Raw genomic sequence first — 21,091 nt, forward strand, 5'->3', positions numbered from 1 at the left:
TAATAGGTATTGCCCAATCCCTGACTTTTGCCAGCTTCACTTTATAATACCTGGTATTTCCTGATAAACCAAAACAGGTTATACAGCAGGAAGAAGATCACCAGGGCAGCATGTACTTTTTCATTTCGGGAGCGGATGGCTACCACGCAAAGTAGTACATGGATTGATATCCTGACCAGGTATTCCGTGCCCAGCGATTGGTAATAATCAGCACCTTTTAATAGCGTATCACCAATGTCGAATAGAAATGAAATGCCGAGAAAGGAGAAAAGCCAGTTCTTCCTGGAATAGTAATATTCTTTGTATCCATCGTACTCTTTCATGTCGTCGGGGAAGAGCAGGGAGCAGGTAATGTAAAAGACTACGATATAACAAATGATGAACAGGTACGTTTGAAAGTTCCATTCCTTGATCCCTTTGAGCCTGATCTCCCACCACCAAAAATCGACGAGAGAAAGAAATACATAGGCCACCCAGGCAAGGTGTACCCAATACAATTTTACCCTGGTTGGATGTTCTATGAGCCGGGCTACTCCTTTCAATAAAGTAGCAATACTTAGGCTGACAATAATGCTCATGAGCATCCGGATATGGAAAAATTGATCCATAGGTATGTCGTTTTAAAGAGAAGTCCGGAAGATCCGAAAGTTGATCAGGTGATAAGATGAAATAATTGGGTTTATTCCTGTCAAACCCGCTCATTACTTACACCTGTCCGTCCTTTTGTCATTTATGCGTAACAGGACAAACCTACTGTTTATCATAAGCTGTTCCAAATTTATGACCGTTGATGGCCGAAATGTCCGGGATTACTGATTATAAGATCTTACTGATTTCGCGGATTCAGAAGGTAAGGAAGACAGGGAGACAGGAAAGACTTAAAGTCCGTAAGTTGGAAAAGAGCGAAAGACGGGGGAGGCAGAAGGGCCGGGAGACGGGGAGGTGGTAGGTTGGGAACTGGGCAAGGTGGGGTAATCTTTGGGAGTGGATGGGGTATATGTCGCATTAGCCCCGGAAATTGTCAATTCCGCACTCCCTTCAAGCAGGTTGTTGTTCATAAGTTTGTGTTGAACAAATACACACTAAAAATTCAGTTATGGACAACAGACAGATCATACAGGAAGTAATTGCAGCATTCGATAATAACCAACCGGAAACAATTCTTCATCACCTGGCCGAAGATGTAACCTGGAATATGGTGGGCGATCAGGTAGTTTCAGGTAAGGATGAGATGCGTGCTTTTTTGTTGCCATGCAAGGAATGGAAATGGTTTCCTCAACCAAAGAGCATATTATTGTTGACGGCGATCAGGTCGCCGTAAATGGTGAGGTAACCTGTAAAGGCAATGACGGGAAAGTATTTGATATGTACTATTGTGATGTATATGAATTGAACAAGGGATTGATCAAAAACATGACTTCTTATATCATTACCAAAAAGTAATTAGCGGGTGTTAAAAGCAGCTCCAGGGAGTGACGCAGGGAATTATCATCCTAATTTATTTCGGCTGGTGCAAGGTACAATGATGGGTCGCTCTGTCGCTCGGCGAATGCAGCGTTGGAGAATGGCTCACCTTCATCAGGAAAGAGGTGACACCTTCCCCTTACCACGAAAACGAAAAGGCGTCACCTCTTAGCCCCTGGCGCAAGGAACTGTCATCCAAATTTTATTTGTTTGCCCCTGGCGAAAGGTGGGTCGCTCTGCAGACTGGCAAATGCAGCGTTGTAGAGCGGCTCACCTTCATCAGGAAAGAGGTGACACCTTTCCCTTACCACGAAAACGAAAAGGTGTCACCTCTTAGCCCCTGGCGCAAGGAACTGTCATCCAAATTTTATTTGTTTGCCCCTGGCGAAAGGTGGGTCGCTCTGCAGACTGGCAAATGCAGCGTTGTAGAGCGGCTCACCTTCATCAGGAAAGAGGTGACACCTTTCTCTTACCCCGAAAACGAAAAGGCGTCACCTCTTAGCCCCTGGCGCACCTACGTGCCAACACATATCCGAGAAATCCATATAATCCTTCAATCAGCGATTCAATCAGCGATAAAAAAATGGCCCCGCTCTTACGAACGGGGCCGCTTCATAAAAATACTAGACCATTACAGGAGATCATCTCCTGTATATTCAATGATACATTTAAACGTTAGAAAATAAACTACATAACCATTAGACCCTAACAGTTAAAACCTTTCGGTTTATATTCCCGGCCAAAACCTGTCTTCCATTCTGCTGTTCCTGGCGCAAGTTTGCAGCCCGGTAACTGTGCCAGGCGTACTTGTGCCGTCGAGCCCTGGCGGCTGGCTCACCGGGGCTTTTTATAGATCACAGCAGCAAAATGAAAACCAGTGGCAATAGCCCTCAACCGGTAGCCATCAACAAACTGTTAATAGCGAAACCTTCGGGCTAACTGCTAAAACCCAACCGCTAATAGCCCAACCTGGCCGCTAAAAGCCAAGGCTGAAACCTAAAACCTGACTGCTGACTCCTAAGGCTCACAGCTCGTAGCTCGTCGCTCCAAGCTGGTATTCCCAAGTGTTGCACAACACTCCTCGTACATCAACCGTGCTTAGGGGCCCCGTCCACACAGTCGATCAGCTTCTTTATTGATACTCCGCCAAACCCCTCAAAAGACATCCAGCGAAGCAAAAGTTCATAATCCGCGAAATCACTTTAATCCATTAATCAGCGATTCTATCTGCGATTCATTCTTCGATTACAAACATACGACAGTCAGATACCCGTTTCCAATACCCCATTGCCGGTTTATGTCGTTTCGGCTATAAATCGACGTCAATTACGTCGATTTATAGCGCTTTCGACATAAAATAGCCGAAACGACAAAAACACATTTGGAAATGGCCTATCCAGTGTCGTACGTTTGCCCTGCAGTGTTACTGAAAAAGAAAAGAAAGGAAAGGATAAGGACCAGAAGCAAAGCACAGAAGACAACAGTAAAGCATATACAAAGCTCAGAATAATCAATAATCAGTAATCAGTACCCCTTCAGTATAGCTTCTCTATAGCTTCAGTATACCTTCAGTATACCTTCCCTATAGATAGAGTATGCTAATAGCACTAAACACAAAAACAGCCCATTTTTGCACAAAGTGGCAGGGAAGCTGGCGCCTCCCACCCAGGGCAACAGTGGATGTAGATAGGTTGCACCGCGGGCAACCGTTTCACAAAGTTCTTTGATCCGGTGGTCGTTATCAGGCTACGTCCTGCCGAAGGGCAGAAAACTTTTTTGAAGCAAAAGGCACGTGGCTCAACAGCTCCTTGCTCGTCGCCCGAGGCTGTTTTCGGCTGCCTGACCAAAGGACTTCTTTAAAACCTAAAGGCTGTTCAAAATAAATAAATGAAGCTGCTCCTGATTGGCGCATGCAGTAAGGAAGGGAACGGAAGGATAAACCGCTAGTGGACGGTTCCTTTTTTTATGCAATACAATATTGTATTCACTGGCTCCTGTCAATTTTACTTCCCTGGTTTGGAACTCGCTGTGGCTGAATACCAAAACAGAATCCTTTGTTGTGACGGGAATATAATAAACACCATCGGCTTGCGACCCCGATACCATGTTGCTGCCTTTGACGGATACCAATACCCCTTCGAGTGGATTCGTATCTTCATCAGAAGTGACGGTGCCCGTGATGGTACGGCTTGCTGATTGCGACCAAACTGGTTGCAGCAATAGGAATGCCAGTATGAATGTGGTAAGGTATTTAAGAAACATATTTGTTGGCTTACTTATAGTCCACTAAATTTGTGGACAAAAATACAATATCCCTGTCCGGTATTCCAAATAATTTTAACAGTTATGGAATCCCTGCCGATGCAATTAAATTATTATGCTATGAATTCATCGCGCAGGTAAGCTATGCGGGTAAGGCTGTCCTACCTGTTTCATCCGCCTTTGTATATAAGTGCCGGTGTATTGGCTGCTGTACTGGCTGGTATTTTTAACCACGTTTTCTATTGGGTGGCGGTCATTCCGGCTGGTGTGTTCCTGGTAGTATCTTATGGAAGGAAAAAGTGGCTGGTCTGCCAGCAGTTGCAGTATGAGGCGCTGGTATTGGAGGAAGATTTTATTCCATGATCCATCCGGGTCCGGTATTAAACGGTATATATCAAAACCGTCATTACTCAATGAAACTATACATCCTCTTTGTTTTTGGGGGATGCATGGAGCCCGCGGTGGTGAATGTAATTCCGGTGGCAGGTGGCCTACTCAGCAGGGGGCTCCCACAATTCAATTTTGTTTCCTTCGGCATCGAGAATATGTACAAATTTGCCATAGTCATACGATTCGATATTATCTACAATCGTTACCCCTTCTTTTTTTTAATTCCTCCACCAATCCTTCCAGGTTGTCAACCCTGTAATTGATCATAAAGTCTTGCGTTGCTGGTTCAAAATATTTTGTTGTTTCAGGAAAAGCTGACCATTGGGTAAGCCCTTTCTTTTTACCTGCTGCATCTTCATACCACTCAAATGATGCCCCGTATTGGCCGGTGTTTAAACCCAGGTGTTTTTGGTACCACTCATTCATTTTGTTGGGGTCTTTGCATTTGAAAAAATGCCGCCGATGCCTGTTACTTTTTTCATCGTGTTGTTTTTTACTTTGTGCTTATATTACTGTACGGGAAGAGATAATCTGTATCAAATAGGTCTGAAAACGATTATCCACTGCTAAGTTCGTAAAAATCGAGTAAATCCGGAATGCCGGAGGGCTGCGCAAATGTTGAATGGTTTTTGGGGGCAGTAGTAACTTAATTGCTTAAAAAGCTGATAAGGCCCTTATAAGCCAATATTAATTGTCCAAATGGATATTAATATAGCGAAGTGGGTATATTTGAAGCCATAGAAATTGCCTTGCACGATGAAAAGCGTTCGTTTATCGGGCTTTCGCGGGGTAAAATAATTTGAGTTATTAACCTTAAAACAGGAGGTATGAACAAAGCCAACAACCAGGACCACCGTATTCCTAAAATGATCTTTGCTTCGGTCTATCCCTTGTACTTGGCAAAAGTGGAGAAGAAAGGCAGGACAAAGGAGGAATTAAACCAGGTCATAACATGGTTAACAGCATTTGATAATAAGCAGTTACAGCAGCTCATCAAGGAGAAAGTAACTTTTGAAACATTCTTTCAACGTGCTACACTGAACCCCAACGCCCACCTCATTACAGGCGTGATCTGTGGGTATCGTGTGGAGGAAATTGAGGACCCTTTGGTACAACAGGCCAGGTATTTGGATAAGCTGGTAGACGAGTTGGCCAAAGGCAGGAAGATGGAGAAGATACTGCGTGGCGCATAGCTTGCAGATCCATGCATCCACCCCGCTAAAATAGCTTAGCCAAAAGCCATTTTTTTTTGGAACAAGGCAGCAGGATAATCCTGCATATTCGGGGTATGAAAAAATCAGCACCTGTTTCCCGTCGTCAATGGTTTGAAAAGATGGCTGTTCCTGCCCTTACGGTAGCAGGTGCAGGTCTTATTGGCATGCCCGCTATGGCCACCCCGGCCGACAATTCCCTGGATGAAAAATTACCCATTGGTAGTATATACAATGTTCGGGATTTTGGCGCCAAAGGCGATGGGCAAACACTGGATACCGCTGCTATCCAGGCCGCCATTGATGCCTGTAACAGTGCTGGTGGAGGTACAGTGTTGATACCGGTGGGTGATTTTATTTGTGGCACCATTGAACTGAGATCGGGTGTTACACTGCACATTGCCACCAATGGGCGGTTATTGGGCAGTACCCGCCGGGAGGATTATACCGCCGGAAAAGGCGTGCCTTCCGGCAATGGCAATATTGTGTTCATCTACGCAGTGAATGCTGAGAATATAGCTATCGAAGGGTATGGTACAATTGATGGGAATGGACTGGCCTTTTACAATGGGAAAGGAGATAATACGGGGCCCGGACAAAAAGGGGTAGGGGGCAATTTTGACCGCCCCCACCTGGTCATTTTTATCAATGTACAAGGTTTCAGGTCAGGGATATATTTTTAACCAACAGTGCTTACCATTGTTTCCGCATCCTGAAGTGCAGGCATGTTCAGCTGCACAATATCCGCATCTACAACCGCGTCAATAAAAACAATGATGGTTTTCATTTCAATGATACACAGTATGTACACATCAGCAATTGCGATGTGCAATGCCAGGATGATGCGTGTGCCCTTTTGGCAGTAACCAGTTTGTAACAGTTACCAATTGCAGTTTCAGTACACGCTGGTCCATCTTCCGTTTTGGCGGCGGCGAAGCGCAGAATATAACCATCTCCAATTGCCTGATCTATGATACCTATGGCTGCCCGGTCAAGATCAGCTCGGGCAAAGCGCGGATAGAGAACCTGCATTTTTCCAATATAGTGATGCGCAACGTAACAGGCCCGATTGGTATTGGGTTTACGGGCGGTAACGCTTCGGCTAATGAGGCCAATGCGGCTCCTTCCTTCGTACGCAATATCTCCTTTAATAATATCCGGGCCACGGTGGTGGGGAAACCCGTTAATCATCCCGACATCCATTTTGGGGTCAATGTTTTTGATGGAGAGCTTAATTCCTGTATCACACTCAATGGGGTGGGGAAGGTATTCCTGGAAAATATCAGCCTTACCGATGTGCATGTTGTATATGCTGGCGGCGGCACAAAAGAGCAGGCGGCCAAACGCGAAGTGCCCGAGTTGAGTGCTGAATATTTTGGGGTATGGGGTACCAGGCCATTTGGGCCGCCGGCTTATGGGTTGTATGCACGTAATGTAAAGGGGTTGACCTTAAATAATGTGCGCTTTACTTATGAAAAGCCAGATGCGCGGCCTGCCATCATCCTGGATAATGTGCAGGATGCCACCATTACCGGGTTGAGTGTGCAGGGCAGTCCCGGAACAGAATTGCTGAGGCTGGTGAATACTAAGGATCTGCTGTTTACAGCTACCCGGGTATTAACGCCTGCAGCCGTTTTTCTGCAGGTAGAAGGAGCCGCTACAGAAAATATTAAAGTAGATGGCGGGGATATTAGTAAAGCTGCTAAACAGTTGGTAATCAATAATGGGGCCTCCCCAAAGCGGTAAACCTGGGCTGGCTGGCAAAAGAAAATAACCTGGTAGTGGGCTTCCGGGCAATGATAAGGCAGGTCCCCTACACTTTTACCTGGATAGCCTGTAGCCTTGCTGAGTAAGGGGCACAGAAATACATTGCCGCGACTTTTTGGTTGCGCAGGAATGCCTTACCCGGCTAAGTTCGGGGCGCTATGAGACTGTAATGCCCTTACCGGGGCATTTGCTGGTGAGGTAGCTGTCCGTACCTTACTCTTTGGGAAAACCCGGATCGGCTTTTACTTCCCTGATCTGTTGGATATGGCGGTTGGTGTGTCCGGCCTGGAACAGGATCATCTGGTAGCAGTCAAACTGGCCAAATGGGAGGGCCACCACGTGGTTGCGCAGGTCATCGGAAGTTGACTTTAAGTAGTCGATCAGTTTGGCCTGGTCACTTTTAAGGCCCCTAGTGCTTCCTCTGCGGATTTATAAGGAATATTTTCTGGTTTTAATTGGTCGAAGGTTTGGTGTTTGGTAGAGCGGTCCTCGACCGATTGTACGACCTGCTCATCACTCATTTTTAACTCACTTCTTTTTCAGGGTTGGCAGGTTGCTTGATCCCTGCTTCTGTCATTTGCCAAATTGCCTGTCCGGAAGCAGCGATGTGTTTCATGCAATCTTCCACGCTCCAGCGGTCGGGCGCCGATTTCCATTTCAACTGTGCTTCGCTAAGGCCTTTCAGCTCTTTTTCAGGTCTTTTTCGTTAGATTTTAGTAGTTGAATGGCGCTCTTCCTTTCTTTTTGGAAAGGACATCAGCAGGGAGAACAAAAGCAAATGCCATCAGCGTGGCAAAAGTAAATAGCATCGTTTTCATACCTAAGCAATTATTGATGAATAATTAGTGCGCAAAATTAGGGTCTCAAACGGGTAATGGGAGGGGTAAGACAGACATTTAAAGGGTGGATCCGGACAAAATAATGGCCTCTTTCGCAGGGCGGAAATGAGTAAGAACCTAAAGGTAATGAAAAGCAGGGGAACATTCTTTAGATGAGGGTGAGCCGCCCCTGAGAGGGCGACCCACCCCAAATAGATTTCGGTAAGCTCCTTTGAGCCTCCCTTGGAGGGTGACCCTCCCCAAATACCGTTAAGTCGGTATCCTGCTATGCGCAGCTCTTACCAGGTTGGTTTACGTACCTGTCCATAGCCACCACCCCGTGGGCGGTCTTCAAAGTGGAGGTGCGGGCCTGTTACGTTGCCGGTAGCGCCTACCTCACCCAATTTCTGACCGGCTACTACGGTAGCGCCGGTGCTTACTGAGCGTACGGAAAGATGGCAATACACATAATCCCGGCCATTGGTGGCGCGCAGGCCGATCCACCTGCCATAGGCCCCGCCGTTGTTATTGGACCAGCCAATCGTGCCACCCAGTACGGCTACTACATTAGTACCCGTGGGTGCTGCATAATCATCGCCGGTATGATAACCTGCTGCATACCGGGGGTCAATGATGCCATAGGGGTAGGTAACAGTTTTACCTGGAACAGGTGAAGCGATCCGGGCCAATACATCAGCAGCACCTGCTGCATTGGTGGTTGCGGCCTGTTGGTCAATAAGCGCTTCCTGTTCGGCTGTTGTTTGATCTTTACTACAGGATAAGGAGATCACAATTAGGATCAGCATACCCAGCGACATTTTTCTCATGGAAGGTGTCATCGTTGTTGGTTTTATTGTTAGAAATAAAAAATAGGCTTCGTTGTTATTCGGTTACCAGTAGTTTTTGACTGGCTGTTCTGCCTGTTTGTAAGCGAATGGTCACGGAATAAAAGCCGGCTTTTAATTTACCGGTTGTCAGGCTGTGCTGGTTATTACCCTGTTGTACTATAACAGCTTGTTGACGCACGGGCGGCCATTGTGATCCATCAATAAGATCATGGCCGGTTGTGCCGGTTCTTTCATGGTGAAAGTGAGTTTTACTTCGGTACCGGTAACAGGATTGGGCCATAACCGTAGGTGGCTGGCAAAGGTTTCAGTGGTACTATTGCTGGTAGCAGCCCTGGTAGTCAGTAAAGATCCCGGCGTTTGTATGGTGACGGTATCCGGACCATAATAGTGATTCAATATCCAGGTATAGGTTTGGTCAGTACCCCAGAAGCTGGAACCCCACTGGCACATACCTTTTCCATTTCCATTATTGGCCCTTCCCGCGCAACGTGCATCTGCAATGCAGGGCCAGGTAGTTGAATTTCCGCTAAACCCATCCCCGCAACCCGCATTGTTGTTCTCTGCTGCATAATCGGCTTTGATGATGGCGCCGTTCTTGACCAGTACCGTACCGGCGGTAGCAATCGCGGCACTTTTTACGGAGGCAGCCCGGTCGCTTTGCCAGGTTTGGTGGCAAGCGGCAGCAGAGAGGTCATAGTTATTGGCAACAGGGTGTTGTACATACCAGGCGCCGCGTGAGCGGTAAGCTACTGCACCGGCTTGTAAGGAAGGGGCATTCCAACTGGACACCCATTCGTCATCCAGGCCGGTTTGTACATAAGCTTCCAGGCTCATGACCTGCAGGGACAGGGAACTGCATGGGGTGGTACAGGCGCAACTGGTAGCAACACGTATCACCGAAGGAACACCTGGTATAGGGGTGACGGCTCCTGTGGCATCGAGGTTAATGTCGGCTGCTATGGAATCATCGGCTGCATTGCCTATGAAAAAGTAGTAAGGGCCATGTAGCCGCTTTTAGAGATGGTAACATTATAGCGGCCGGTATCCGCTCCAAAAACTACCTGACCACTGGCATTGGTAGTGAGGGTTGTAGTGCTACCACCTACTTTGGTTGCAGCGATCGAAGCGCTGGCAATAGCCGTTCCTGTGTTTTGGTCTTTTACTGTAAAGGAGAGAGTGGTCACAGCGGGCGAGGCAGGCAGTTGTACCGTTACACCACCTGGGTTGTAGTAGTGATTCAGTATCCACAGATAGGTTTTATCGCTGGCCCAAAAACTGGAGCCCCATTGGCACATACCCCGTCCGTGACCGTTCTTGGTTCTGCCGGCACAACGGGCGTCAGATATACAAGGCCAGGATGTGCCGGTACCGCTGTAGCCATTGCCGCATCCTGAATTGTTGTTCTCGGCCGAATATTCGGACCTGAAAATGGCGCCGCTCTTTAGTAATACAGTGCCGGCTGTTGCAATGGCGGCATTCTTTGTACTCGTGGCTATATCGTTTTGCCAGGCCTGGTTGCAGGTGGTGGCGGCAATATCATAGCTGCCAGCAACAGGATGCAATACATACCAGGCGCCATAAGTACGGTAAGCTACCGCCCCGGCCTGTAAGGATGCCGCTCCCCAACTGGCAATCCATTCATCATCCAGTCCGCTTTGTGTATAGGCTTCCAGGCTCATAACCTGCACCACGCTGCAACTCGTACAGGAACAACTGGTGCCTACGCGGATGGTGCCGGGTACGGCCACTGCCAGGGTGATGGCTGCCGCCTCATTCTTTTGTGCAATAGGCTGGGTAGTGGGCTCTTTGTATCGTTCTTGCTCATCGCTCTCGGCTCTATCGAATAGCCCATGGTGGTATGTTTCGGTTACAGCTGGTGGGATATTGCCCGGCTGTTGTTTCAAAGTGGCGGCTGAAGTAAGGGCTAGTTTCAAGGTATAGGTATCGGGTATGGCATAAAAGTTTTGAATGGTATAAGTTGCGTAACCTTTTTTTGATGCCTGTATGGTGATAGTGGGCGGTGTTTTTCCTTCTGTGATGATATTGGCTGCAACGGGTATTTCCAGGGAGAAGAAACCTTTGCGATCTGTAATAGCGGTATAAGCGCCGGCTTTAATGCTTGCACTTTCCAGGGGTGCATTCTCATCCCCATCGCGTATATAACCACTAAGGATGAGCTGGTCTTTACTACCTGGCCACTGGCGGGCCTCATTTGATGGTGGGTTGTTAATGGGGTCGAGGTTGATATTGGCTTCAATAGTGGTGATGGCAGAGGCGTCAAAATAGGTTTCCAGCGTATGGTAACCGGGGGCTGTAATAGAGAAATTATACCTTCCTGAGCCGGTTGATAGCTGCGTTTTGCCGTTTTTGGCAGCTTGTAAATAAAATGATTTCCCGCTGGGTGTTGTTACGTTGATCGTAGCTCCGGCAACAGCAAAACCGGTTTGCTGATCTTGTACAATAACACTGATCTGTTGTGCCTGCAATTGCGTTTGCAATAATAGTACACATGCACAAAGCAGCCATGCCAGGGCTTTGCGGCTGGTGAACGTAAATTTTTTGTTCATACAATTAGCTTTAATTGGTTTGCAATGATTGATGGAATATGTACAGCATTATTAGAGATAGGAGGGGCCCTTGCCTATTGCTTTTCCGGTAATGCCGGGCAATAGGGGTTTCAACAGGGGATACACCCCTGTTACTAATGGGCATAAATAGCAGGCAGGCTACACAACTGGTTTAAATAAGTAACTAAGTAGGGAATAAAGAAGAGGGTTCATAACAGCAGGGTGGCCTGGTGGCATACCATTGCGGAAGATTCTTTTTCATCGGATAGATAGGTTGGTTTACGATGTAATATGCCATATAATATTACACAGAAGTTTTCAACTTACCATGAGGTTTTTTGCATGAATATGGCTTCGATGTCAGCTATTGAACTGCGTTAGTGTTGATGAAAAGGTAGCAATCATATCGTTAGGAGGAAACAGTCGATAAGATCAGTTGGATAAAATATTTTTCTACATCCCCAATGGTTTGCGGGTTTCTGCTGGCAGTGTAACGGTTGTATGTATAGGTTGTTTTAAGATCGGGCAAATTGGCGCACAGGATGCTTTTGTTATCGTACAAACCGGTAGGTGCATTTCACCAGGAAGATGTTCCGGGCCTGTCCATTTGAAAACGCATTGTCAAATAAACTATTTGCCAATGGCCTGTCAAGATCGGCTGATGCATCCGGGGTATTGCCTTGCGACCATACCAGGTAAAGCTCTGATCCAGGCTTGTATTCCCAACGTACCACGAGGTTGGAGCGGAACTGTACAAAATTGAAGTCGGGTTTGCTGAAACTATAATCCGTGGTACCGTCCATGTTTTCGTCTACAGAATACCTGTTGTTGGCGAAGCTGATCTGCCCTGGACTATATACCTGGAACCTGTTGTCGTACTTGTTGGCCAATGGGGCCGATACATACCCGAATTTATCATAGAGCGGCCTGGTAATAAAAGGCTGTCCATAATACTGGAGGGTCAGGTCGGGGGTGATATTATAGCTTAGGCGGCCTGTGAAACGAAGGGTGTTTTGTTTTACTTCACCTACAATGGTGCGCATGTTATTATTGTAATTGACCGTACTTACGTATTGATCCTGCCGGCGCCAGTAATGTGTGTAAGCTGCGGCAAGACTGATCTTTAGTGCATTAACCGGCTGGTAATTGACAGTGATGGATGGTTCATTGCTTTTGATCGTATGATCAAATCCCCAGATATTAAATAGGTTAAGGTTGAAGAATACCTTTTTCCTGAAGTCACTGTTCACATACAAGTTGTGGGCTAAGGCGGCAGGCCTTCGCATCGATAGCGCGCCTCTTAAAGCTGTATTGGATACATCGTATGAGTTCCAGGTAATACCGGTACCAGCCTGCCAGTTGTTTTTGAAAGTAGCATGGGAATTGAAATTGACGGCATGGTAGATAAACTGTCCACTAAAATCCCACCTGAACCAGTGGTTGTAGTTCAGCCGGGCCTGGCGAAACAGGAAGAATGGTTTTTGATAATGGGCGCCTATCCAGGTAAAATGATTGACCTCATTGGCCGTGAGCATAAAGCCAATATCATTCAATTCCAGTTCAGGTGAACGAAAGGTGAGGCCCGTTTCAAACCGTAGTATCTGGCCCAGTTTGCCTGGCCGCCCTCCGCTTTTGCCAAAGCGCACTGTACCACCCATGCCAGTGAGCGAAGTGCGGTTGCTGTCGACCGATACTTCGGGGGCGCCGGCACGTTGAAAGAGGTGTTCAAAAGAAGTTTGCGTATTGAGAATGGCTTCTTTACTGCCTTGTACATGGCTAAAAACAACATTGCCGCGCAGGTACCAGGTACGGTTGCGCCAGTACTGTAAAAAATCCAGGCCGGCCGAGTAGGCGCTGCTGTGCAGGATATCATTGAGCCCGTTCTCGCGGTTAACGCCTGTAAAGATACCACCAATGATCGTATTCCCGGAATGGATGTCTTTTTGCAACCGGCCTACAAAGTAACTGGTGAGGGGCTCTACCAGTTCTTTCCGCCTGTCGCCCGCATGGTCAATGGTTGCCATTTCGCGTTGGGTGATGCTTTCCAATATACCAATGCTCCAGCCTTTTTTTGGTTTTGCCACTGAATTTGGCAGCGCCTAATATGGATGTGTTTTGGGGATATTTAACGTGGTCTCCATTGTTCAGGTTGGGATACCCGTGGGGCGGGCTGCCTATGCGCCGGGAATAAAACAAGAGGTCGGAATCATAGTCGCCGCCTGCTTCAGAACCGGTAAGCTGGTAATCGAAGATATTCCTGCTTTCTATAAAGAAAGGGCGACGTTCTGTGAAGAAGTTCTGGAAGCCATCAATACGTACCTGCGAGGGATCCGCTTCTACTTGTCCAAAATCCGGGTTGATGGTAAAGTCGAGGATCAGGTCATTCGTAACCGCCAGCTTCCCATCCAGGCCCGCAGTTAGTTTGGTATCAAAACCCTTGGCAAAGGGATTACCAGGTTCTTTTTGTATTTATCGGCCTGGGCGATGACATAAGGAGCAATTTCCACTTGCCTGTGCAGGGGGATGTTTTGAGCCCATGGAGTTCACCGAACCTGCTTACCCATACGCCGGAGTTTTGCGGAATATGCTGCCAGTAGGAGCGTTCTTCCTTGCGGAACAAACGGCGGTTGATCTGTAGACCCCATACTTTATCCGATTCATTGCCATACCGTAACTGGCTTAGGGGATCTTTACTTCTGCTGTCCATCCCTGATCGTCCATATGCGTTTTGGCAAACCAGATGGGGTTCCAATTGGCATCCCAGTTAGCGCCATCACCGGTTACAAACTCATCACTTCGTACACCGGATGCGGAAAGGGTAAATGAAAAAGCCGTACGGAGGTCATGGTAACTATCAATATTGATCTCCAACCAGTCGCCGGGAAACTCATCGCGCCTGCCCATACGCCTGATAACGGAGTCGGGGGCTGCATCATGGCAACGATAGGCTACATACAAGTACTTTTCATCATACAAAATTTTGAAGCTGGTAGGTTGCGAGGGAGGTTTTCCTTCATGCGGTTGCCATTGGATAAAGTCGCCACCCCAATCCACTGAATGCCAGGCTTCTTCGGAGGGTATACCGTCAAGGGTGATCTCACTTTTCAAGTGTTGGGTATAGTATTTCTTTCTTGTAAAGGAATCTGCGGGGTTGGTTTGTGCCCCGGCAAAAAGTGCCTCAATAGCAGGATAGTCAAGCAAATATTTCTCATGGCGTTAGAAGGGCGTATGAATACAATGTTACTGGAATAGAAAAAGATATTGATGAGAAAGTTTAGCAACGGTCAATTTGTCGTGATATCCGGCCAAACGACGGATTTCACCCTATGAGGGGAGAGTTAGCTCTGGATAAACAGCTTTCTGAACTGGCTGGGTGTCTGTTGTTTTACTTCCTTGAACTGCTTGCTGAAGTGGGCCCAGCTTTTATAGCCGCTTTCATAACATACTTCCAGGATGGGTTTGCTGGTGCTGGTCAGCAGTTTACAGGCATGGCTGATGCGCAGGTCGCGTATGAAATCAAAATACGTCTTTTGATGTTCTTCTTAAAGAAACGGCAAAAGGTGGGGATGGTCATATTGGCTATAGCAGCAATTTCTTCGAGGGTGATGGGCTTCAGGAAATGCTTGAAGGAATAATCGATGATCCTCTCTATAGCGGGGTTTACGGCCACGGCGGGATCGTGGAAATCTTCGGTGAGTATTTTGTATTGGCTGGAAGTGCCGATCTTTTGGAGTAGCTGGAACAACAATAGGAGCTTTTCAATACCATTTGCAGCATGGAGCGCGTGTATGCCGGGCGCAATTTCCTTCTTCAGGCGCTTTTGCAGCAGAATACCATTGTTCTTTTTCAATAAGGCTTGGATGGCCTTCATTTCGGGCATTTGCAACAGGCCAGGGCCCCAGCAGTCGCCCGTAAAATGTACCACCAGTACGGCGCAGGACATTTGGGGATGGTTTTTACGAAACCAGTGAGGCAGGTTGCCGGCAATAAAGAATACATCGTGCACTTTGTAATCACATACATGGTCGCCAATCAGGGCCGTTCCATGGCCGCTGAGGATGGTGATCAGTTCATATTCAGGATGCTTATGCCAGTTGGTTTCAAAATGTGGGGTTTCATACACCCGGCAGGCAAAGCTTTGATTGGCATCTGGTTCTACTTTTGAATGAGTGTTTTCACTGGTGTATAGAAAGGATTTTATCAGCCATTGGCCATAAATGTAGCATCATTTGATAAGATAGCATATTTTCTTTCTAAAATAGCGGTTGTTCGGGAGGGCAAATTGGGTAATATTTGCTGATTGTGTGAAATTAAAAAACGATTATATGAAAATTGTTACGGGTGCTACTGAATTCTTCAAAGGAATTCCCGCCATTAAGTATGAAGGCTTGCAAACAGATAATCCCCTGGCCTATCGTTGGTATGATGAAAGTAAAGTGGTGGCCGGCAAGCCCATGAAGGACTGGCTGCGCTTTGCGGTGGCCTATTGGCATTCCTTCTGCGGATCGGGTGCTGATCCTTTTGGTGAGGCCACGCACCTGTTTCCCTGGGATGTAAAGAAAGACCCTATTGAAAAGGCGAAGGACAAGGCAGATGCAGCTTTTGAGTTCATTACCAAACTGGGCCTGCCCTATTATTGCTTCCATGACGTTGACGTAGTAGAGTATTCCAATGATGTGGAAGACAATGATAAAAGACTGGCTACGCTTGCACAATACCTCAAACAAAAGCAGGATGCCAGTGGGGTGAAACTGCTGTGGGGTACGGCCAACCTGTTCAGCAACCGCCGTTATATGAACGGGGCTGCTACCAATCCCGATTTCCATGTGCTTACCCATGCTGCTGCCCAGGTAAAAGCTGCGCTGGATGCTACAATTGCACTGGGTGGAGAAAACTATGTTTTCTGGGGAGGACAGGAAGGGTATATGAGCCTGCTCAATACCAATATGAAAAAGGAAAAAGAGCACCTGGCTCGTTTTCTACATGTAGCTAAGGATTATGCACGGAAGAATGGTTTCAAAGGAACCTTCTTCATTGAGCCGAAGCCTTGTGAGCCTACGAAACACCAGTATGATTATGATGCCGAAACAGTGATTGGTTTCCTGCGTCAATATGATCTGTTGAACGACTTTAAACTTAACCTGGAGGTGAACCATGCCACCCTGGCCGGCCATACGTTCCAGCATGAGCTGCAGGTGGCTGTTGATGCGGGCCTGTTGGGCAGCATGGATGCCAACCGGGGCGACTACCAGAATGGTTGGGATACAGACCAGTTTCCTACCAACCTGAATGAGTTGGCTGAAACGATGCTCATCATCCTCGAAGGCGGTGGCTTTAAGGGTGGCGGTATCAACTTCGACGCCAAGATCCGCCGCAATTCAACCGATCCTGAGGATCTGTTCCTGGCGCATATTGGCGGGGTGGATACTTTTGCCCGTGCGCTCATTACGGCTGATGCCATTCTGCAGAAAAGCGCTTATAAGAAGATCCGTGAGGATCGTTACAGTTCTTATGACAGCGCAGAAGCCAAAGCTTTTGAGCAGGGTAAATCCAGCCTGGAAGATCTGAGAGATTATGCCATTAAAAATGGTGAGCCTGCCACGCGCAGTGGTAAGCAGGAATACATGGAGAACATCATCAATAATTACCTGTAAGGTTGTATTCCCAATAAATTTGAAAGGGCGTCCTGCGAAGGGCGCCCTTTGGTTTTGCTGTGGTTATGCCTTGCAACCTGTTACAAGTTGAACGTCCTTGTGCCTCATTTCCCAATCCCAACCTTTTTACTAATATTGCAAGGCACAAAATGAATTACTCCTTCAAAATATTCTATTCGTACATGGCTTTCCTGCGGAGCGCCTGTGCGAACGTGCCATAATCAACTCCTTTCCTTTTTATTGCTATTCTTGATGACGGGGTAACCGCCCCGGTTATTTATTCATTTTAAACAATTTACTGTGAAACGAATTGCTGTTACCGGCATGGGTAAGGTAGGCTCATTGGTGGGCACCTTACTGGCCGATCTGTTTACTGTTACTGGTATTGACCGCCAGGCGCCTGCGGCCCCTGTTACATTTCCCACGGTAGATGGCAATGTGGCCGATCCGGAGGCCTTGCGCCAATTGCTGGCCGGTCAGGATGCGGTTGTATCCTGCTTACCCTATCACCTTAACCTGGCTGTAGCCCGCACAGCACACGCCCTGGGCATCCATTATTTTGATCTTACGGAGGACGTAGCTACTACAGCCGCTATCCGGGAAATGGCGGAAACAGCCAAAGCTGCCATGATACCACAGTGTGGACTGGCGCCCGGCTTTATTGGTATTGCGGGTGCCCACCTGGCACAATCATTCACCAAAATCAGGGATATAGAATTAAGGGTAGGGGCATTGCCCAGGTACCCCAATGGACTGATGGGTTATTCCTTTACCTGGTCGCCGGCGGGTGTGATCAATGAATACATCAATGATGCAGAGGTGATCCACAATGGGGTGCGCAAAATGGTACCTTCGCTGGAAGGACTGGAAACGATCAATATTGAAGGGCAGGAGTTTGAAGCTTTTTCCACCTCCGGCGGACTGGGTACCTTGTGCGAAACGCTCGATGGGAAAGTGGATACGCTCAATTATAAAACGATCCGCTATCCGGGTCATGCGCGGCTGATGCGGTTCCTGTTGTATGAACTGATCCTGAAAGAAAAAAGAGAGTTGCTGGAACAAATATTGACGGAAGCCAAACCGCCGGTAAAACAAGATGTAGTTTATGTTTATGCTGTGGTAGAAGGATGGAATGGGCAGGACCTAAAAAGGGAAGAGTTTTACCGGGCCTATCATCCACGGGATATCAATGGGCGCAACTGGCGGGCCATTTCCTGGACTACAGCTGCTTCGGTAGCTGCTGTGGTAGAAATGGTGGCCAGGGGGCAACTACCTGGCAAAGGATTTGTGAAACAAGAGGATATTGGCCTGGATGCGTTTTATGCCACACGCTGGGGTCGCCTTTATGCCGATGAACAATCGTTCACTTAAATTTTTCGATATGTCAACCACCAACCAAACACTCGATAAAGTCTTAGCAGGGCTCATGCAGCGCTACCAGGCGCGGGTGCCCGATGTAGCAGCGATCATCCAGGCCATGATCAAGGTGGGTATCATTGCTGGCGGGGAGGAAATAGAGAACGATCATATTGCTTTCCGAACGCTGGGCGTGCCGCACCTGGGCATTGGCTCACTGGAAAAAGTGTTCCTGCATTATGGGTATCAAAAGCGCGATTATTACTATTTCAAGGAAAAGAAATTGAATGCTTTCTGGTATGCGCCGCCGGTTGCCGGGCAGCCCCGCATATTTGTATCTGAATTGCGGGTGACCGATTTAAGCGCTGCCACACAAGCCATCATTCACCGGTATACAGATAAGGTAGCCACCGATCCGGTAGATGGTATCAACCTGGATGATGCGGCGGCTGTGGATCATTACCTGCACAGTAGTTCCTGGGAACTGCCTGAGTTGGCCGATTATGAAGCGCTGGCGGGCGAATCGGAATACGCTGCCTGGGCTATTTATAACCGGTACTACCTGAATCATTATACACTTTCAGTGCATAATTTGAAGGCGCCTTATAATACACTGGCAACCTTCAATGCTTTCCTGGAGCAAAATGGTATTGTGCTCAATGATGCTGGCGGAAAGATCAAGCAAAGCCCGGATGGCAACCTGTTACAAAGCAGTACGGTAGCCGGGATGGTAGATGCGGTTTTTGCAGGTGGGGAACATAAAACCATTCCAGGTTCTTATGTGGAGTTTGCCGAGCGCAGGGTATTGGAGCCATTCCGCCATTTGCCGGCCCATCAGATCACGGCTGCGCACCGGCGGGAAGGTTTTGAGGCAGGGAATGCGGATAAGATTTTCGAGAGTACGTATATGGAGCAAGCAGCTAAAAGATAACATGAGGGGCCGCCAGGCCCCTGGTGCGGGGTACTATACCCCATTTAGCACCGGTTTTTTGTTGTTCTTGTTACACCATAGTTATTTATTAATACACCCGGCTAATCACCCCATTGGTGATCTCTATCAGTATCACATCATTTACATGGAAGGGGGAGTTGTTAAGTCCAAAGGTTTTTGGGTCAATAGCAAAGGCCATGTTTAACCGCGGACGATACCTGGGTATAGTGCCATTGGCGGCAACGGGTGGTTCCCGGCGTATGGTCAGGGTAATGCTGATGGGAATATTTTGAACACTGTCATTCATGCGCAGGGTGGCATTGATGCTGCCCCCAGTGCCATTGTTCGCGGTAGTTAGAAAATCCAGGTTGCTGATAGGGAATTGCCCTTCCACATTCAGTAGTAATGGTTTATTCTGATTCTCCAGTGAATCTATAATATCGGGGTTGGGTATGATGGGAAACAAGCCGATCACTGCCTTAAACTCGCGTGTTCCGTTTTTAAAGAGATCAGGGCTTTTGAGATGGCCGTGGAGAGCACGGTTTCGCCGCTCTTGGTGGCGAGATTTACCGGATTGATAAATTGCTCTTGTGTATGGGCCATGACACCCAGGCACAGTAGTAATGCCAGAAAGATTGGACGCTGTATTGATTTCAACATAGGAGGTATTGCCCTGTAAATATATGTATAAATATATTTATATTATTGGATGCGTGTGGCAGGGGGCAACCTTATTATAAAGCACAGTTCTCGTGGTAATCCTTCAATACAATGGGGGCATGCTCCATTTCAAAGTCTTCGTATTTAGCGAGGATCTCATCCAGGGCATTTTCTATTTCAATGGCCACGGTAGCGGTGACCAATTGTTTGCGGAGGGCAGCAAACTCTGGTAACCCTTTCAGGTAATAGAGGTATTGGCGGCGCATGGCATAAATGCCGGCAATAGGCCCCTTCCAGGCTACGGACTTATACAATTGCTTGCGGCATACTGCCACTCTTTCGGCAACTGTGGGTGGGGGAGTAATTCGCCTGTTTGCAGGTAGTGTTTGATCTCGCGGAAGATCCAGGGATAACCAATCGCTGCACGGCCAATCATAATGCCATCTACCCCATAACGGTTCTTATATTCCAAAGCCTTTTGCGGGGTATTGATATCCCCATTTCCAAAAATGGGGATATGTATGCGGGGGTTGTTCTTCACTTTGGCAATGAGGCTCCAGTCGGCTTCTCCTTTGTACAATTGACAGCGGGTGCGTCCATGAATAGCCAGTGCCTGGATACCTGCATCCTGCAGGCGTTCGGCTACCGTTTCAATGTTTTTGCTATTGTCGTCCCAGCCCAGGCGGGTTTTTACGGTAACCGGCAGGCGGGTGCTTTTTACACAGGCTGTGGTAAGCCTTACCATTAGGTCTACATCTTTCAATACACCGGCGCCGGCGCCCCGGTTTACAATGCCTTTAATAGGACATCCGAAATTAATATCCAGTAGATCTGGATTGGTCACATCAACAATGCGGGCTGCCATGGCCATGCGTTCTTCATCGCCGCCAAAGATCTGAATGCCCACGGGCCTTTCTTCATCGAAAATATCCAGTTTGCGCCGGGCTTTGATGGCATCGCGGATAAGGCCTTCACTGGAAATGAATTCGGTATACAACAGATCGGCCCCATTGTCCTTACATACCACCCGGAAGGGAGGATCACTTACATCCTCCATGGGCGCCAGGAGAAGGGGGAAGTCGGGTAGGGTAATGTGGCCAATCTTAATCAATTTGCTAGGCTTATTTGGGCCGCAAAGGTAGGAAGAAAAGATGAGTGGCTAG

The 21,091-nt window shown here is 47.7% G+C and carries 29 protein-coding genes; 10 read left to right on the forward strand and 19 right to left on the reverse strand.

The annotated features are described in order from the left end of the window. Positions 1–41: 41 nt before the first annotated feature. Positions 42–608 (reverse strand): hypothetical protein, encoded by a 567-nt coding sequence (locus RS881_RS20400; protein WP_315822754.1) that lies wholly within the window; start codon positions 606–608, stop codon positions 42–44. Positions 609–1,096: 488 nt separating this feature from the next. Here RS881_RS20400 and RS881_RS20405 point away from each other — a divergent pair, with 488 nt between their 5' ends. Beyond that, entirely contained in the window at positions 1,097–1,321 is a 225-nt protein-coding gene (locus RS881_RS20405; protein WP_315822755.1) for a nuclear transport factor 2 family protein, read from the forward strand. Beyond that, entirely contained in the window at positions 1,267–1,443 is a 177-nt protein-coding gene (locus RS881_RS59760; protein ID WP_350340154.1) for a nuclear transport factor 2 family protein, read from the forward strand. The genes RS881_RS20405 and RS881_RS59760 overlap by 55 nt, the downstream gene beginning before the upstream one ends. Before the next feature lie 1,884 nt (positions 1,444–3,327). On the opposite strand, the gene RS881_RS20410 is transcribed toward RS881_RS59760, so the two are convergent. Then, the gene (locus RS881_RS20410) at positions 3,328–3,726 is read right to left on the reverse strand and encodes a carboxypeptidase-like regulatory domain-containing protein (RefSeq protein ID WP_315822756.1); all 399 of its coding nucleotides are present in this window, start codon (positions 3,724–3,726) and stop codon (positions 3,328–3,330) included. Between the two features lie 144 nt (positions 3,727–3,870). On the opposite strand from RS881_RS20410, the gene RS881_RS20415 reads away from it, so the two are divergent. Further along, positions 3,871–4,089, forward strand: coding sequence for a hypothetical protein (locus RS881_RS20415; RefSeq protein WP_315822757.1), 219 nt, complete (start codon positions 3,871–3,873; stop codon positions 4,087–4,089). Positions 4,090–4,305: 216 nt separating this feature from the next. Here the strand turns inward: RS881_RS20415 and RS881_RS20420 are convergent, their stop codons facing one another. After that, positions 4,306–4,542, reverse strand: coding sequence for a hypothetical protein (locus tag RS881_RS20420; RefSeq protein WP_315822758.1), 237 nt, complete (start codon positions 4,540–4,542; stop codon positions 4,306–4,308). Between the two features lie 401 nt (positions 4,543–4,943). Here RS881_RS20420 and RS881_RS20425 point away from each other — a divergent pair, with 401 nt between their 5' ends. From RS881_RS20425 to RS881_RS20440, 4 genes are all read left to right on the forward strand, one after another. After that, positions 4,944–5,309, forward strand: a complete 366-nt coding sequence (locus RS881_RS20425; protein WP_315822759.1) for a DUF2200 domain-containing protein — start codon at positions 4,944–4,946, stop codon at positions 5,307–5,309. A 95-nt stretch (positions 5,310–5,404) separates the two neighbouring features. Then, positions 5,405–6,010 (forward strand): glycosyl hydrolase family 28-related protein, encoded by a 606-nt coding sequence (locus tag RS881_RS20430; protein WP_315822760.1) that lies wholly within the window; start codon positions 5,405–5,407, stop codon positions 6,008–6,010. Further along, positions 6,001–6,204 carry a glycosyl hydrolase family 28 protein gene (locus RS881_RS20435; protein ID WP_315824556.1) on the forward strand — a complete coding sequence of 68 codons (204 nt, stop codon included), beginning with the start codon at positions 6,001–6,003 and terminating at the stop codon, positions 6,202–6,204. Before RS881_RS20430 ends, RS881_RS20435 begins: the two co-directional genes overlap by 10 nt. Continuing rightward, positions 6,174–7,073, forward strand: a complete 900-nt coding sequence (locus tag RS881_RS20440) for a glycosyl hydrolase family 28 protein (RefSeq protein WP_315822761.1) — start codon at positions 6,174–6,176, stop codon at positions 7,071–7,073. The genes RS881_RS20435 and RS881_RS20440 overlap by 31 nt, the downstream gene beginning before the upstream one ends. 234 nt (positions 7,074–7,307) lie before the next feature. Here RS881_RS20440 and RS881_RS59765 read toward each other — a convergent pair whose 3' ends face one another. From RS881_RS59765 to RS881_RS20500, 13 genes are all read right to left on the reverse strand, one after another. Further along, the gene (locus RS881_RS59765; RefSeq protein WP_350340231.1) at positions 7,308–7,523 is read right to left on the reverse strand and encodes a DinB family protein; all 216 of its coding nucleotides are present in this window, start codon (positions 7,521–7,523) and stop codon (positions 7,308–7,310) included. Between the two features lie 94 nt (positions 7,524–7,617). Beyond that, entirely contained in the window at positions 7,618–7,755 is a 138-nt protein-coding gene (locus tag RS881_RS20450) for a hypothetical protein (RefSeq protein WP_315822763.1), read from the reverse strand. A 456-nt stretch (positions 7,756–8,211) separates the two neighbouring features. Next, positions 8,212–8,751: a M23 family metallopeptidase gene (locus RS881_RS20455; RefSeq protein ID WP_315822764.1), complete on the reverse strand. Its 540-nt coding sequence runs from the start codon at positions 8,749–8,751 to the stop codon at positions 8,212–8,214. Positions 8,752–8,794: 43 nt separating this feature from the next. After that, positions 8,795–8,938 (reverse strand): hypothetical protein, encoded by a 144-nt coding sequence (locus RS881_RS20460; protein ID WP_315822765.1) that lies wholly within the window; start codon positions 8,936–8,938, stop codon positions 8,795–8,797. After that, positions 8,917–9,657 carry a SpoIID/LytB domain-containing protein gene (locus tag RS881_RS20465; RefSeq protein ID WP_315822766.1) on the reverse strand — a complete coding sequence of 247 codons (741 nt, stop codon included), beginning with the start codon at positions 9,655–9,657 and terminating at the stop codon, positions 8,917–8,919. Before RS881_RS20465 ends, RS881_RS20460 begins: the two co-directional genes overlap by 22 nt. An 83-nt stretch (positions 9,658–9,740) precedes the next feature. After that, positions 9,741–11,327: a SpoIID/LytB domain-containing protein gene (locus RS881_RS20470; protein ID WP_315822767.1), complete on the reverse strand. Its 1,587-nt coding sequence runs from the start codon at positions 11,325–11,327 to the stop codon at positions 9,741–9,743. Between the two features lie 409 nt (positions 11,328–11,736). Continuing rightward, positions 11,737–11,889, reverse strand: coding sequence for a hypothetical protein (locus tag RS881_RS20475; RefSeq protein WP_315822768.1), 153 nt, complete (start codon positions 11,887–11,889; stop codon positions 11,737–11,739). Then, on the reverse strand, positions 11,879–13,411 hold the full coding sequence (locus RS881_RS20480; protein WP_315822769.1) for a DUF5916 domain-containing protein: 1,533 nt from the start codon (positions 13,409–13,411) through the stop codon (positions 11,879–11,881). Before RS881_RS20480 ends, RS881_RS20475 begins: the two co-directional genes overlap by 11 nt. After that, the gene (locus RS881_RS59770; RefSeq protein WP_350340232.1) at positions 13,338–13,796 is read right to left on the reverse strand and encodes a DUF5916 domain-containing protein; all 459 of its coding nucleotides are present in this window, start codon (positions 13,794–13,796) and stop codon (positions 13,338–13,340) included. The genes RS881_RS20480 and RS881_RS59770 overlap by 74 nt, the downstream gene beginning before the upstream one ends. Next, positions 13,777–14,034, reverse strand: a complete 258-nt coding sequence (locus RS881_RS20490; RefSeq protein ID WP_315822771.1) for a DOMON domain-containing protein — start codon at positions 14,032–14,034, stop codon at positions 13,777–13,779. Before RS881_RS20490 ends, RS881_RS59770 begins: the two co-directional genes overlap by 20 nt. Next, positions 14,007–14,528 (reverse strand): carbohydrate binding family 9 domain-containing protein, encoded by a 522-nt coding sequence (locus RS881_RS20495; RefSeq protein ID WP_315822772.1) that lies wholly within the window; start codon positions 14,526–14,528, stop codon positions 14,007–14,009. The genes RS881_RS20490 and RS881_RS20495 overlap by 28 nt, the downstream gene beginning before the upstream one ends. A gap of 137 nt (positions 14,529–14,665) precedes the next feature. Beyond that, positions 14,666–14,839, reverse strand: coding sequence for a helix-turn-helix domain-containing protein (locus tag RS881_RS59775; RefSeq protein ID WP_350340233.1), 174 nt, complete (start codon positions 14,837–14,839; stop codon positions 14,666–14,668). Then, entirely contained in the window at positions 14,800–15,450 is a 651-nt protein-coding gene (locus RS881_RS20500) for a cupin domain-containing protein (protein WP_315822773.1), read from the reverse strand. The genes RS881_RS59775 and RS881_RS20500 overlap by 40 nt, the downstream gene beginning before the upstream one ends. A gap of 202 nt (positions 15,451–15,652) precedes the next feature. On the opposite strand from RS881_RS20500, the gene xylA reads away from it, so the two are divergent. The 3 genes from xylA (at position 15,653) to RS881_RS20515 (ending at position 19,268) form a co-directional block, all read left to right on the forward strand. Then, complete coding sequence (gene xylA / locus RS881_RS20505) at positions 15,653–16,981, forward strand: xylose isomerase (RefSeq protein ID WP_315822774.1); 1,329 nt, start codon at positions 15,653–15,655, stop codon at positions 16,979–16,981. 300 nt (positions 16,982–17,281) lie between these two features. Continuing rightward, the gene (locus RS881_RS20510) at positions 17,282–18,352 is read left to right on the forward strand and encodes a saccharopine dehydrogenase family protein (protein WP_315822775.1); all 1,071 of its coding nucleotides are present in this window, start codon (positions 17,282–17,284) and stop codon (positions 18,350–18,352) included. A 10-nt stretch (positions 18,353–18,362) separates the two neighbouring features. Then, positions 18,363–19,268 carry a DUF1338 domain-containing protein gene (locus RS881_RS20515; protein ID WP_315822776.1) on the forward strand — a complete coding sequence of 302 codons (906 nt, stop codon included), beginning with the start codon at positions 18,363–18,365 and terminating at the stop codon, positions 19,266–19,268. Between the two features lie 88 nt (positions 19,269–19,356). Here the strand turns inward: RS881_RS20515 and RS881_RS20520 are convergent, their stop codons facing one another. The 3 genes from RS881_RS20520 to RS881_RS20530 all read right to left on the reverse strand — a co-directional run bounded on the left by RS881_RS20520 (position 19,357) and on the right by RS881_RS20530 (position 21,039). After that, on the reverse strand, positions 19,357–19,743 hold the full coding sequence (locus RS881_RS20520) for a hypothetical protein (RefSeq protein ID WP_315822777.1): 387 nt from the start codon (positions 19,741–19,743) through the stop codon (positions 19,357–19,359). A 259-nt stretch (positions 19,744–20,002) separates the two neighbouring features. Then, positions 20,003–20,242, reverse strand: coding sequence for a hypothetical protein (locus RS881_RS20525; RefSeq protein WP_315822778.1), 240 nt, complete (start codon positions 20,240–20,242; stop codon positions 20,003–20,005). After that, positions 20,227–21,039 carry a tRNA dihydrouridine synthase gene (locus RS881_RS20530; RefSeq protein WP_315822779.1) on the reverse strand — a complete coding sequence of 271 codons (813 nt, stop codon included), beginning with the start codon at positions 21,037–21,039 and terminating at the stop codon, positions 20,227–20,229. The genes RS881_RS20525 and RS881_RS20530 overlap by 16 nt, the downstream gene beginning before the upstream one ends. Between the last annotated feature and the right edge of the window lie 52 nt (positions 21,040–21,091).

The sequence above is a fragment of the Paraflavitalea speifideaquila genome, from assembly GCF_032395985.1.
Taxonomy (GTDB): domain Bacteria; phylum Bacteroidota; class Bacteroidia; order Chitinophagales; family Chitinophagaceae; genus Paraflavitalea; species Paraflavitalea speifideaquila.

Coding starts and splice junctions, on each gene's coding strand:
- RS881_RS20455 (WP_315822764.1), bottom strand. CDS start 8,751: ATGACACCTTCCATGAGAAAAATGTCGCTGGGTATGCTGATCCTAATT.
- RS881_RS20425 (WP_315822759.1), top strand. CDS start 4,944: ATGAACAAAGCCAACAACCAGGACCACCGTATTCCTAAAATGATCTTT.
- RS881_RS20420 (WP_315822758.1), bottom strand. CDS start 4,542: ATGAATGAGTGGTACCAAAAACACCTGGGTTTAAACACCGGCCAATAC.
- RS881_RS20515 (WP_315822776.1), top strand. CDS start 18,363: ATGTCAACCACCAACCAAACACTCGATAAAGTCTTAGCAGGGCTCATG.
- RS881_RS20405 (WP_315822755.1), top strand. CDS start 1,097: ATGGACAACAGACAGATCATACAGGAAGTAATTGCAGCATTCGATAAT.
- RS881_RS20490 (WP_315822771.1), bottom strand. CDS start 14,034: ATGGACAGCAGAAGTAAAGATCCCCTAAGCCAGTTACGGTATGGCAAT.
- RS881_RS20430 (WP_315822760.1), top strand. CDS start 5,405: ATGAAAAAATCAGCACCTGTTTCCCGTCGTCAATGGTTTGAAAAGATG.
- RS881_RS20400 (WP_315822754.1), bottom strand. CDS start 608: ATGGATCAATTTTTCCATATCCGGATGCTCATGAGCATTATTGTCAGC.
- RS881_RS20415 (WP_315822757.1), top strand. CDS start 3,871: ATGCGGGTAAGGCTGTCCTACCTGTTTCATCCGCCTTTGTATATAAGT.
- xylA (WP_315822774.1), top strand. CDS start 15,653: ATGAAAATTGTTACGGGTGCTACTGAATTCTTCAAAGGAATTCCCGCC.
- RS881_RS59760 (WP_350340154.1), top strand. CDS start 1,267: ATGGTTTCCTCAACCAAAGAGCATATTATTGTTGACGGCGATCAGGTC.
- RS881_RS20410 (WP_315822756.1), bottom strand. CDS start 3,726: ATGTTTCTTAAATACCTTACCACATTCATACTGGCATTCCTATTGCTG.
- RS881_RS20470 (WP_315822767.1), bottom strand. CDS start 11,327: ATGAACAAAAAATTTACGTTCACCAGCCGCAAAGCCCTGGCATGGCTG.